9 protein-coding genes are annotated in these 13,203 nt (G+C 39.2%); 6 read left to right on the forward strand and 3 right to left on the reverse strand.

Translation table 11 applies throughout. From position 1 onward, the window contains the following. Positions 1-647: 647 nt before the first annotated feature. The 6 genes from AC07M3_RS03000 (at position 648) to AC07M3_RS03025 (ending at position 10,307) form a co-directional block, all read left to right on the forward strand. Positions 648-1,715 carry a type II asparaginase gene (locus AC07M3_RS03000; protein WP_045432880.1) on the forward strand — a complete coding sequence of 356 codons (1,068 nt, stop codon included), beginning with the start codon at positions 648-650 and terminating at the stop codon, positions 1,713-1,715. 199 nt (positions 1,716-1,914) lie between these two features. Beyond that, positions 1,915-5,475 (forward strand): DNA polymerase III subunit alpha, encoded by a 3,561-nt coding sequence (gene dnaE, locus AC07M3_RS03005; RefSeq protein WP_494566463.1) that lies wholly within the window; start codon positions 1,915-1,917, stop codon positions 5,473-5,475. Between the two features lie 14 nt (positions 5,476-5,489). Then, positions 5,490-6,329, forward strand: a complete 840-nt coding sequence (locus AC07M3_RS03010; RefSeq protein WP_494566464.1) for an RNA methyltransferase — start codon at positions 5,490-5,492, stop codon at positions 6,327-6,329. Beyond that, a complete protein-coding gene (cysE, locus tag AC07M3_RS03015) occupies positions 6,322-7,137 on the forward strand; it encodes a serine O-acetyltransferase (RefSeq protein WP_092705534.1) in 816 nt (271 codons plus the stop codon). Before AC07M3_RS03010 ends, cysE begins: the two co-directional genes overlap by 8 nt. Before the next feature lie 105 nt (positions 7,138-7,242). After that, on the forward strand, positions 7,243-8,184 hold the full coding sequence (locus tag AC07M3_RS03020; protein ID WP_213074567.1) for an ABUW_2363 family tetratricopeptide repeat lipoprotein: 942 nt from the start codon (positions 7,243-7,245) through the stop codon (positions 8,182-8,184). A 116-nt stretch (positions 8,185-8,300) separates the two neighbouring features. Continuing rightward, entirely contained in the window at positions 8,301-10,307 is a 2,007-nt protein-coding gene (locus AC07M3_RS03025; protein ID WP_494566465.1) for an esterase/lipase family protein, read from the forward strand. A 55-nt stretch (positions 10,308-10,362) separates the two neighbouring features. Here the strand turns inward: AC07M3_RS03025 and ahpF are convergent, their stop codons facing one another. The 3 genes from ahpF to AC07M3_RS03040 form a co-directional block, all read right to left on the reverse strand. Further along, positions 10,363-11,928 (reverse strand): alkyl hydroperoxide reductase subunit F, encoded by a 1,566-nt coding sequence (ahpF, locus tag AC07M3_RS03030; protein WP_494566466.1) that lies wholly within the window; start codon positions 11,926-11,928, stop codon positions 10,363-10,365. A gap of 179 nt (positions 11,929-12,107) precedes the next feature. Then, positions 12,108-12,629 carry a chromate transporter gene (locus tag AC07M3_RS03035; protein ID WP_494566467.1) on the reverse strand — a complete coding sequence of 174 codons (522 nt, stop codon included), beginning with the start codon at positions 12,627-12,629 and terminating at the stop codon, positions 12,108-12,110. Beyond that, complete coding sequence (locus tag AC07M3_RS03040; RefSeq protein WP_494566468.1) at positions 12,629-13,189, reverse strand: chromate transporter; 561 nt, start codon at positions 13,187-13,189, stop codon at positions 12,629-12,631. Before AC07M3_RS03040 ends, AC07M3_RS03035 begins: the two co-directional genes overlap by 1 nt. Positions 13,190-13,203: the final 14 nt, after the last annotated feature.

The raw sequence follows: 13,203 nt of genomic DNA on the forward strand, positions 1-13,203 counted from the left end.
TATATGACCTTATAAAATTGCTCTTCTTTTTATTCTAAAATTAAACAATAAAAATTTATCTATATTTTCATATTAAATAATGAACCAAATAATAGCTTTTAACTCCTATTAAATTTTTTAAAGTAAACCTTAAAAAGAGAATAAAAATCACCCAAACAGAATTTATATTCTTAAAAATAAGCATCAAGTGATTAAATTTTAATTCATTTTATTACAACTTAATTATATTAAACTATTGTAATTGTTATTTAGTTTCCCTACTAAAAGATTTATATAATTTTATTTATAAATAATAAACTTTGTAATCAACACCATATAAGTACCAAATGGTAAATAAATCCCCCACCACACCCATTATTTTTTAATTTTATAAAGATAAAAAAATCATTTGCTTTCTTTATATTAAAAAGCAAACAAATCGAGATAAATTAGAAAAACTTAATAGATTTTTTATTTTATTCATGATATTTATTAACGCTGAATAAAAGCAATGACTAAGTAATTGTTGGTGAAACAAAATGCTATTCAGGGATGCTTCTTATTCAGCAAGTTACGAATATGTTTTACATGGTATGTATTTTGCTTAGGAAAAGCAGACATATTCGACAAACTTTTTTTACTTTCGTCACTTCATAAGGATATTTTCGATGTTGACTAAAACTGTTAAATCTTTAGGTTTAGCGATGGGCTTATTAGCCTGCTCTCTCCCACTTTACGCAAAAAACAATGTAGTTGTTGTTGCCACTGGCGGTACTATCGCAGGTGCTGGCGCAAATTCAACGAACAGCGCAACTTACACTGCTGCGAAAGTTCCAGTTGATGCCTTAATTAATGCAGTTCCACAAATCAAAGATTTGGCGAATGTAACTGGTATTCAGGCATTACAGGTCGCTTCTGAAAGTATTACTGACAAGGAATTATTACAAATTGCTCGTCAAGTAAATGAGCTGGTAAAAAAACCATCTGTTAATGGTGTTGTGATTACTCACGGTACAGATACTTTAGAAGAAACAGCATTTTTCTTAAATCTGGTTGTTCACACTGATAAACCGATTGTTATTGTTGGTTCAATGCGCCCTTCAACTGCTCTTTCAGCAGACGGCCCACTTAACCTTTATAGTGCAGTTGCTTTAGCAGCTTCTGATGATGCAAAAAATAAAGGCGTTATGGTTCTTATGAACGACTCTATTTTTGCTGCGCGTGATGTAACTAAAGGCATTAACATTCATACAAATGCTTTTGTTAGCCAATGGGGCGCTTTAGGTACATTAGTTGAAGGCAAGCCATACTGGTTCAGACAGTCTGTAAAACGTTTTACAAATGCTTCAGAATTTAATATTGAAAATATTAAAGGTGATGCACTTCCAATGGTACAGATCGTTTATGGCTCAGACTCTATGCTTCCAGATGCTTATGAAGCATATGCAAAAGCTGGCGCTAAAGCGATTATCCATGCAGGTACTGGTAACGGTTCAGTTGCGAACTATATCGTACCAACTTTACAAAATCTTCACGACAAGAACGGTATTCAAATTATCCGCTCATCACGTGTTCCACAAGGTTTTGTAGTGCGTGATGCAGAACAACCTGACTCTAAATATGGCTGGGTAGCTGCACATGATTTAAATCCTCAGAAAGCGCGTCTTCTTGCAGCATTAGCTCTTACCAAGACTACCGATGCTAAAGAAATTCAACGCATGTTCTGGCAGTACTAAGTTTTTCAACCAGCTCAAACCTAAATGTTTGAGCTGGTCATATTTTATAAAAATAATGTCTTTTATATTAAATTTGTACAATAGTTGTTCAACTCATTCTTCTTAAATAATAAAATCCTTAACAGTTTGCCAAAATATTAACCATTTCCTTTTAACTTTGCGTGTTAAACTATGCTGTGGTCGCATTAAGGATTGGTTTATGCAGTTTGTTCATCTAGGTATTTATACAGAATTTTCGATTACAGAGTCGATAGTTCGCATACCTGACTTGGTCAATGCTGCGGTTAAAGACCAAATGCCTGCGTTGGCATTAACTGATCTCTCTAACCTCCATGCGGCGGTAAAATTTTATAATTCTTGTTTAAAAAAAGGAATTAAGCCGCTTTTAGGTAGCACAATTCGCCTTGATGATGCTCAACATCGTGTCACCTTACTTGCAATGAGTGATGTTGGGTGGAAAAGTCTCACCGAAATCGTTTCACGCGGCTTTATTGAAGGACAACAGCTCAGTATTCCATGTGTACAAAAAGAATGGGTACTTGAACAGCATCAAGATATTATCGTTTTACTTGGCCAGCATAGTGATGTTGGTCAGATGCTTTGCTCATCTAACCCTCAAAAAGCTGCTCCCCTTTTAGAAGCATGGCTCGAAAAGTTTGGTAACCGTGTTTATCTGGCTTTAACACGTACTGACCGTCCAGGTGAAGAAGACTTTATTCAAGAAGCAGCTAAGCTTGCTGCACAATATAATATTGGTGTAGTTGCACATAATGATGTGCACTTTGTAGAAAAAGAAGATTTCGAGGCACACGAAGCACGTGTTTGTATCGCTGATGGTTATGTATTAGCAGATAATCGCCGTCCACGGACGTATAGCCCTGAGCAGCACTTTAAAACCTCAGATGAAATGATCGAATTGTTTTCCGACATTCCTAGTGCTATCGAGAACACCTATCATATTGCCAAACGCTGCAACGTTAAACTACAACTCGGTACTTACTTTTTACCTGACTATCCAATTCCAGATGGTTTTACCATCGACACTTATTTTGAACATTTATCAAAAGTAGGTTTGGAAGAACGCTTAAATTATCTTTACCCTGTTGAAAAACGTGGCGAGGACTGGGCAGAGATTCGTAAGCCTTACGATGAACGAATTGATTATGAAGTCGGTATTATCCTGAAAATGGGTTTCCCAGGATACTTCCTCATCGTCATGGACTTTATTCAATGGGCAAAAAATAATGGTGTTCCTGTAGGGCCAGGTCGTGGTTCAGGTGCAGGTTCATTAGTTGCATATAGCTTAAAAATTACTGACCTTGATCCACTTCGTTACGATCTACTCTTCGAACGTTTCTTAAACCCAGAACGTGTATCGATGCCTGACTTTGACGTCGATTTCTGTATTGCTGGACGTGACCGCGTCATTGATTATGTATCGCGTACTTATGGTCGCGAAGCCGTTTCACAAATTGCAACTTTCGGAACCATGGCAGCAAAAGGTGCAATCCGTGACGTTGCACGTGTATTAGGTAAATCTTACGGTTTAGCTGACCGTATTTCAAAAATGGTGCCTACCAAACCGCTTGGTGTGGACTTAGCCACCGCTATTGATATGGAACCTCAGCTTAAAGATATTGTAACCAACCCATCTAACCCAGATAACGACGATGCAAGCGAAATCTGGGAAATGGCATTAAAATTAGAAGGTGTAACCCGAAATACTGGTAAACATGCCGGAGGTGTAGTCATTGCACCAGGTAAAATTACTGATTTCTCGGCTGTACTTTGTGATGCAGATGGAACGAACCGCGTTGCTCAATATGATAAAGACGATGTAGAAGCAGCAGGTCTGGTCAAATTCGACTTCTTGGGCTTACGTAACTTAACGGTTATCGAAGACGCGATCCAAAATATTAATAAAAACCGCGACAGTAATGATCAGCTCAATATCTTGCATGTTCCTCTAGACGACGCTAAAGCATATTCTGTCTTTGCCGATGCAAATACGACAGCGGTATTCCAGTTTGAATCCGTCGGCATGAAACGGATGCTTAAAGAAGCACGCCCAAGCAAATTCGAAGAAATTATTGCGTTCGTATCATTGTATCGTCCAGGTCCAATGGACCTGATTCCTGACTTTATTCACCGTATGCATGGTGGAGATTTTGAATATCTCCATCCCCTTCTTGAAGGTGTATTAGAACCAACATACGGGATTATGGTTTATCAGGAACAAGTTATGCAGGCTGCACAGATCTGTGCAGGTTACACGTTAGGCGGCGCAGACTTATTACGCCGTGCAATGGGTAAAAAGAAACCTGAGGAAATGGTTAAGCAACGCCAAATTTTCCTAGAAGGTGCTGCTGAAAAAGGTATTGATGAAAGCACAGCCAACCATATCTTTGACTATATGGAAAAGTTTGCAGGCTATGGTTTTAACAAATCTCACGCCGCTGCTTATGCACTCGTTGCCTACCATACAGCATGGTTGAAAGCTCATTACCCTGCTGAGTTTATGGCAGCCGTCATGACATCGGAAATGCAAAACACAGACAGTGTTGTATTCTTGATTGATGACTGTCGAAATAATAATCTTGATGTTTTACCACCATCGGTCAACATGTCGACTTATCACTTCCATGCGAGTAATGATAAAACGATTGTTTATGGTTTAGGTGCAATTAAAGGTGTCGGCGAACAAGCAATGCAGTCAGTTATTGACTCTCGTCGACAATATGGCCCTTATACAGATCTATTCGATTTTTGCCATCGTATTGATTTAAAGAAAATCAATAAGCGTACTCTTGAAGCCTTAATTCGTGCAGGTGCACTCGACTGCTTAGGAATTGAGCGTGCAAGCTTAATGGCTCAATTGCCTGAAGCTGTTCAAGCTGCTGAACAAGCTCGAAGTAACCGTGAAAGCGGTATTATGGATTTATTTGGTGAAGTTGAAGAAGTTCAACGTAAACCAGCTAAGCCTGTTAAACCGTGGAGTGATGAAGTTCGTCTAAAAGGCGAAAAAGATACGCTTGGTTTATATTTAACGGGCCATCCAATTGATGTTTATCGACAAGAACTCAAAGCATTTATTCCTGTAAAACTAAATGAAATTACAGCTACGCGTCGTGGCGTTACTACGGTTTATGCAGGTTTGGTCATTGATGTCGCAAACTTTCCGAACCGAGTTGTTATTGTACTTGATGATGGTACGGCACGTATTGAAGTCAGCTGTAATCATGAGCGCTTCCAACGTTTTAAAGATATTGTTCAAGTGGAACGTGTTGTAGTTTTCGAAGGTGAAATCTATGAGCGTGAAGGCTTTGATCGTCCAATGGGACGTTTAACCAAAGCTTTCACCTTAAATGAAATAAGACAAAAACGCGCTAACAGTATTCAAATCAAATTAACAGAAGAGTTCATGCAACCAACATTGGCAAAAGATCTGCAAAACATGATCTTGCCATTTTGCAATGTAGATATGCATCAACATATCGCTCTACAGTTACAGATTGATCAACCCTATGCCCAAGCCGAGCTTCTGTTTGGTCCGCAATGGAAAGTCGCACCTCTAGATGAATTACTTGCTAAGCTCAGAGATTATTTTGGTAAAGATAATATTTATATTGAATATCAAGTAAAGTCGAAAGCGGCTAAAGCAGCAGACCCTGTTCGTCCACATGCTGTTGCCTCTCCTGCGGGTATGTCTATGGACGATGCATTGGATTTATACCAAAGCGAAGTTTCTCAATATTCGTAATTTCTGGAAATCTTATGAGTTCGTTTGACCACACCACCGTGTCAAAACAATTAGCACAAGTGCGTATTGTCATGGTAAATACTACTTTGCCTGCTAATATTGGCAGTGCTTTACGTGCCATGAAAACAATGGAACTAATTAAATTAGTTCTCGTAGCACCCAAAACATATCCTCATCCAGATATACAAGCACTTGCTGCTGGTGCCCAAGATTTATTTGAGCACCTTGAGATTGTAGACACATTAGAAGATGCGATTAAAGATTGCCATTTGGTTTTTGGAACAAGTGCACGTAGTCGCACTATTCCTTGGCCTTTACTTGATGTGCGACCTGCGGCTAAAGAAGCTATTAAGGCAACCACTCAAGGACAACAAATTGCGATTGTTTTTGGTCGCGAAGACCGTGGTTTAACTAACGAAGAATTAGCGCTAGCAAATTACCATTTAACGATTCCTGTAAATCCGGACTATGGCGTATTAAATGTTGCGCAAGCGATTCAAGTCGTATGTTATGAGCTTCGCATGTCTGCTCTGGAACAAGACAAAGTCGATCAGAATGTAGATGAAATGCCATTAGTGCAAGGCCAAAGCATGCAATGGGATGAACCTTTGGTTACTCAGCAACAAATGGAAGAGTTTTATCCTCACCTAGAAAAAATGCTGACTGAAATTGAATTTTTAGATCCAGAGAATCCACGTTTATTGCCTTTACGCTTGCGTCGTCTGTTTGGTCGTATACAATTAGATCGTATGGAATATCATTTACTTCGCGGTATTTTTAGTCGTGTGCAAGCTCTAACCAGTGGTAAATGGAAAAAAGCATTATCTGACAAGGAGGATCAACCCAATGCTTAAGCAGCTTAAAGAAGATATAAAGGCTGTATTTGCGCGAGATCCTGCTGCCCGCAATACACTCGAAGTTCTTACGACTTATCCTGGCATTCATGCAATTATGATGCATCGGGTTGCGCATGAATTATGGCAAAAAGATTGTAAGGGTGCAGCGCGCCTACTTTCTTCATTTAGCCGTTTTGCAACAGGAATCGAAATTCATCCGGGTGCTAAAATCGGTAAGCGTTTTTTTATTGATCATGGTATGGGTGTTGTGATTGGTGAAACTGCTGAAATTGGCGATGATGTTACGCTTTATCATGGTGTTACCTTAGGCGGTACAACATGGAAGACAGGCAAACGTCACCCAACTTTAGAAGATGGTGTTGTCGTTGGTGCTGGCGCGAAAATTTTGGGCCCATTTACGGTAGGTAAAGGTGCTAAAGTCGGTTCAAATGCTGTAGTGACTAAAGCTGTTCCTGCTGGTGTAACTGCTGTTGGAAACCCTGCTCGCTATATCTATAAAGATACCGACAAAAACCAAGATAAAGATGAAGAACGTCGCCGTGATTATGCACAAAGTATTGGTTTTGCCCCATATGCGACAACTGCTGATCAGTCAGACCCTATTTTAGAAGGTATGCGCGTTTTGCTTGATCGTATTCAGAACAATGAAACGCGTATGAATAATTTATGCCAGCGTTTATCCGAGCTAGACCCTAGCTTCAAAAAAGAAAGCCAAGATGAACAACCTTTTAGTGATGAAGAGCTAAAAATTCTTGAAGAAGTGCGTCGTGAGTGTGGCGCACAAAACAAGATATCAAAAACGTAATATTCTTGATTCATAATGTAACACGCTTACTCTTGCATGTCGGTTTAGCTTTTCCTAGACTTACCACTACCAAATCTGACTTTACTAAAATGAACGGAAGATCCTATGAATTTTAAGCCTTTGGCATATATCATCCTTGCGACCTCAAGTTTAACAGCTTGTACAATGGCACCTGTAAAACAACAAAAAATTGAGCCTTTTGTTTTCAAGGAACCAGAGCTTACTCCTCCTTTTTATGCACTAAATCCTTTTAACTATGATCAACCGCCAGCATTTGAAGTTGCGTTAAAAGAAGCTGCTGCACAGCCGGTAACGAAAATGGTGGTTAATCGTCAAGATGACCCAACCAAACAGCTTACTCTCGACACCAATAAACTGATTGTTCCGACTGTAAATAACACACAGCGTTCAATGAAATATGCAGTTTTAGCTGGCGAGAATGAAATTGACGTTACAAGCATTGATGACTTCTTACAGTTAGTGGAAGGTAAAGCTCGTCACTACCCACCTCGCTTTACTGACCGCCAAGAACGTAAAGGCTTCGAAAGTAAACTTAAAGAAGTAACACAGCAACTCGATACACTTGCTGCAAACCCAAATGCATCATTTGATATTTTACTTCGCGCTTTTAAAGCAAGTGTTCTTGCACGTAACCTTGATTTAGGTACTGTTCATACCACTAGATCTTTAGAATATGCTCAAAGACTTTTAAAAATTAATCCAGATGACGCGGAAGCAAACTTCTGGTTCGGTTTTGGTTTATCTGAAGGTGGTGGTCAACGCGAAGCGATTCCATATTTAGATAAAGCAATTAAAGGTAATGTTCAAGAAGCATATTTAGCTGCTGCAAATAACTATATTGCGATGGAGCAAAAGAAAAATGCGATCCAAACGCTTAAGAATTATAAAGTTAAATATCCAGATGAGTCGGAGATTGCTGATCGTTTAATTCAAGAAATTGAAAAACAAGGTCGTTGGAATGTATGGCAAGTTTTAACTAACCCTGCAATGTCTGCCACTACCCCTAGCACAACACCTAAAAAATAAGCCTAATTAGATAAAAAAGGGCTGTTTTGACAGCCCTTTTTTTTATTTGATCATTTGAAAAATATTTTAAAATTTGTATGATCTACCTACCATTGAGCCACTAAATTTTGACCATAATGTTTTCAATAAAAAGAAGCAAAACAGTATTGACGGTCATACTACTCGGTTCAATTCTGAGTGGTTGTCAGGTCGTTAATGTTAAACAGCAAGCTTTGAATGTAACTATTGCAAATGAACGTAATAGTATTCTTACGCAAGATAAACTCAGCGAAGCAAGTCTGAATGTTTTATCAATGTCTGGTCAGGAAGCTAAAGTTTGTACTGACACACCTGATAACTGTGTAAATCAACTCAAAAAACTTCCTCAAATTTTAGATGAACAGTTCTTATCTGCTGCAAGTGAAATGTATCTGGCAAAAGCAATGGCTTTGTCAGATTCATCTAATTGTAAAATTAGTAGATTTACTAAACATAAGTCTGAAGAAGAACAAACGAATATTCAAAGTAAATATGATGATTGTTTAGACCAGCAATTAAATTTACTGGATAAAAGTATTCGTTATAGTTACGCCTATTTGTTTTCCACAAAGCGCCAGCCTACTGACCGTATTTTTGATAATAGACAAGTTCAAATTCGGGACTTTTATAATCAAGCCATCGCAAAAATGGTGAGTGTTTATGATTTACGCTACCCTAAAAAAAATGGTGTTGAACCTCAAATACATATTGGTAAAAGTGTCTATTCGATTGATTTCGAATTTCATCAGCAGCTTGCTGGGCAAAAATTAGAAAAGTTAATTTCTAGTTATAATTTAAATTTTTCAGGGTTAAGAACTATTAACCGTCGTGATGGTTTTGGATCTGAATTTGTAGCAGTTTTTCCGAGTTCAGGAAAAGAGGATATTAATGAGTATATTTTAGACCCGCTTAAATACAATTATAAAAATGGTGTTAACCCGAATATTCATCATGCACGTTATTTGGCTGCAACGATTGTAGCTGAACCAAAACATGCGACCACTGTTGAAGAAATTATTAATAATCCTGAATTCGTGATTCGGGTTTACGATCCATACCGGACCGACAATATTAGTGTAGCAGGAAAACAATATCCTCTAGCGGCCAACTTTTCCGCGCCTTACGGCCTATGGTTAGCTGAAAATAATTTAGGTGTCGCGGCTTATTTAAGTCTGATTGATCGTGATCAGCACTTGACCATGCCACACCTATATATGCTTGAACCATACAACCCAAATAAAAAAATTATTGTATTAGTCCATGGGCTCGCGAGTAGTCCTGAGGCATGGATTGCTTTGACTAATGATGTTATGGGTGACACGGTTTTAAGAGATAATTATCAAGTTTGGCAAGTTTTCTATTCGACTAATATGCCGATTCTGGAAAGCCGTTTCCAAACTTATGCCCTTCTTAAGCAAGCTTTTGGTTCCTTGAACTCTAATGATCCTGCTGCACATGATGCTGTACTTGTTGGACATAGTATGGGAGGTATTATTAGCCGTTTACTGGTAAGTGATGGCGATATTACCAAGCCTGCTTTAGAGCTAATGACAACACGTCAGCAAAACCGCTTTAAGAAACATCCAATGGTTACTGAACGATTGCAAATGCATTCAATCAATAATTTTGATCGTGCAATTTTCTTGGCTTCCCCTCATCGAGGTACAGATTATGCAGATCGCTGGTTTACGTTAGCAGCGCGTAAAGTTATTCGCCTACCTGGTGCTTTTTTATCAGCTGTAGCAACTTCACTCACAACCGAAAATTTAGATGTTAAAGATTTCTTGAGTAATATTGATAGTGGTTTAATTCAAAATGGACCGAGTGATTTGAGTCATCAATCCAAATTTATGGAGCTCACAGAAAATATTAACCCTCATAAGGGCTTGGTTTTTCATTCAATTATGGGAAATATCACCAAGAGCGATGATCCAAACGTAATTACAGATGGTATTGTCCCTTATAAAAGTGCTCACTTAGAGGGTGCCAAATCTGAGAAAGTTCTTCCAGGTGGACATTCAATTCAGTTAACACCGCAAGCCGTTTTAGAACTGCGTCGTATTTTACGAGAGCATTTAGTCGAACATGGTTTATATAAACCATAAAAAATAAAAAGAGCCAAAGGATAACCTTTGGCTCTTTTGTTTCTGGATCTAAATCTTATTGCCCAGAACGGATGATGTAATCAAATGCAGAGAGTGATGCTTTAGCGCCTTCACCTGTGGCAATAATGATTTGTTTGTAAGGCACAGTGGTACAGTCACCCGCAGCAAACACGCCTTTCACATTGGTCTCATTACGGTCATTTACAATGATCTCGCCACGGTTGGTTAACTCAAGTTCACTGTCTTTCAAAAAGTCAGTGTTTGGCAATAAACCAATCTGGACAAAGATCCCTGCAAGCTCTACAACATGCTCTTGATCAGTCGCACGGTCTTTATATTTAAGACCTGTCACTTGTGAACCATCACCTAATACTTCAGTACTTAAAGCATTCATAATCACAGTGGTGTTTGGCAAGCTATGCAATTTGTTTTGCAAGACTTGGTCAGCACGTAGTTTGGTATCGAACTCTACCAAAGTTACATGCTCAACAATTCCTGCAAGGTCAATTGCAGCTTCTACGCCAGAGTTACCACCACCAATCACGGCAACACGTTTGCCTTTGAACAACGGGCCATCACAGTGTGGGCAGTACGCGACACCACGGGTACGGTATTCTTGTTCACCTGGTACATTCATTTCTCTCCAACGTGCACCTGTTGAAAGGATCACTGTTTTCGATTCAAGCTTTGCACCGTTTTCGAGTTCAACTTCAACAAGACCATTTGCGGTTTGATCTGCACCAACGATTTTGCTGACACGTTGCAAGTTCATGATATCGACATCGTATTCACGAACATGCGCTTCCATTTCGGCAGCAAACTTAGGACCTTGAGTTTTTTGTACAGATGTGAAGTTTTCAATATCCATGGTATCCATGACCTGACCACCAAAACGTTCAGCCACGATACCCGTGTTGATGCCTTTACGTGCCGCATAGATGGCAGCTGTTGCACCTGCAGGACCACCACCAATTACTAACACATCAAAAGCATCTTTGGCATTAAGCACTGCTGCATCTTTTTCAGCAGAGTTGGTATCGAGTTTTGCTACGATTTCTTCAAGTGTCATACGACCTTGACCAATATGCTCATTGTCTTGGAACACCATTGGAACCGCCATGATTTTGCGTTGTTCTACTTCGTCTTGGAAGAATGAACCATCAATCATGGTTGCCGTTGTGTTCGGGTTATAAATCGCAATCAGGTTAAGCGCCTGTACCACGTCCGGACAGTTATGACAGCTTAGCGATACAAACACATCAAAGTCAGCTTTGAGGTTTAAACCTTTAATCTGGTTAAGTACTTCATCAGACACTTTAGGAGCATAGCCAGACACCTGTAACAGTGCCAAGATCAAAGATGTAAACTCATGGCCCATCGGTAAGCCGGCAAAGAACACACGAGGTTGTTCACCTGCTTTAGCCACACCAAAGCTTGGACGACGTGTATTATTGCCATCAAAACGGGCAGTCACCTTGTCAGAAAGTTCAGCAATTTCGGTAACCAGCTCTTTAATTTGAGCAGCTTTATCTGATTCATTCAAAGCAGCAACTAATTCGATTGGACTTTCTAAACGTTCTAAGTAAGCTTTTAATTGAGTTTTAATGTTTTGATCTAACATCTGTTTTTACTCCAATGCATCCAAATTCTTTCAATAGATGCATAGTACGTTAAAACACAAAATAGGTGAAACAGTATGTTTTTATAGATTTAATCGGTTTTTTAGATTTAATTGTTATTCACTTCAATCAAAAAAAGCCAACCTGAACTCATCCAGCGCAGGTCGGCAAACTGGTTAAACTAGAGTAAGACCACACCAAATACAGCCCCTGCGATCAAAACATGTAATGGATGAACTTTCTTAATTAGAGATAATAAAGTTGCAATGATTACCATAATGATAAGTAAAGTGTTGATTGCAGCCGCCTCAGAAATAATCCACGCACTGGCAAGTACCGTTCCAACAGTGACGGGTTGTAAAGCAAGCTGTAAAACACGGCGCCATTTTTTATCTTTAAATTTTGACCAACCTCTCATTACAAATACAGTAATAATAGATGAAGGTAGAAATTTGGCAGTTGATGTCACAAGTAAACCTGATAACCCTGCTACATGCCAACCAACGAGCGGCACAATCATCATGTTTGGACCAGGGGCAGCTTGGGCTATTGCGAATAAGGCACTAAATTCTTGTGCAGTCATCCAGTGATGAATATCAACCACTTGACGTTGCATTTCGGGCAAAATTGTATTTCCGCCACCAAATGCAATAAGAGATAATTGAGTAAAAATGATGGCTAAAGTAAGTAGAACGGCGCCCATTACACACGTCTCCAAATAACAGCTGAATAAAATGACAACAAAACCAGCATGGTCAAAAGCAAGGAGATTTTAAGAAAAGCGATACTGACAATTGCCACTACAACTACACAAATAGCTAATGGATTACGTAATAAAGGCTTGAGCATTTTCAACCCTGTTGCAACCAGTAGCCCAGCAGCAGCTGCCGCTAGTCCTTCAAAAAGATGCTTGACCATGAGGTTGTCTTGGAACTGCTCATAGACATAATGTAAAAGTACAACAATTACCGTCGGTGCAAAGATTAAGCCAATCAGTGAGCTTACTGCACCGCGAATGCCACGAAACTCCATGCCAATCGCAACAGATAAATTAATAATATTGCCACCCGGTAAAAATTGACACAGACCAAGTAACTCAGTGAATTTTTCAGGACTTAGCCACTGTCTCTGCTCTACAACGACTTTTCGTGCTAAAGGCAACACGCCGCCAAATCCAATTAAACCTAATGTTAAAAAACCTAAAAATAGTTCTGTGCAGCTCGGTACATTCTCCTTCTGCACGGCAATCTCAACATGGTTCATTTTCGTTACTTTTC

Source organism: Acinetobacter sp. GW821-FHT09D10, from assembly GCF_059416285.1.

Bases quoted from the DNA above. Each gene is read 5' to 3' on its own strand.
- AC07M3_RS03025 (WP_494566465.1), top strand. From the start codon at position 8,301: ATGTTTTCAATAAAAAGAAGCAAAACAGTATTGACGGTCATACTACTC.
- ahpF (WP_494566466.1), bottom strand. From the start codon at position 11,928: ATGTTAGATCAAAACATTAAAACTCAATTAAAAGCTTACTTAGAACGT.
- AC07M3_RS03035 (WP_494566467.1), bottom strand. From the start codon at position 12,629: ATGGGCGCCGTTCTACTTACTTTAGCCATCATTTTTACTCAATTATCT.
- AC07M3_RS03040 (WP_494566468.1), bottom strand. From the start codon at position 13,189: ATGAACCATGTTGAGATTGCCGTGCAGAAGGAGAATGTACCGAGCTGC.
- cysE (WP_092705534.1), top strand. From the start codon at position 6,322: ATGCTTAAGCAGCTTAAAGAAGATATAAAGGCTGTATTTGCGCGAGAT.
- AC07M3_RS03020 (WP_213074567.1), top strand. From the start codon at position 7,243: ATGAATTTTAAGCCTTTGGCATATATCATCCTTGCGACCTCAAGTTTA.
- dnaE (WP_494566463.1), top strand. From the start codon at position 1,915: ATGCAGTTTGTTCATCTAGGTATTTATACAGAATTTTCGATTACAGAG.
- AC07M3_RS03010 (WP_494566464.1), top strand. From the start codon at position 5,490: ATGAGTTCGTTTGACCACACCACCGTGTCAAAACAATTAGCACAAGTG.
- AC07M3_RS03000 (WP_045432880.1), top strand. From the start codon at position 648: ATGTTGACTAAAACTGTTAAATCTTTAGGTTTAGCGATGGGCTTATTA.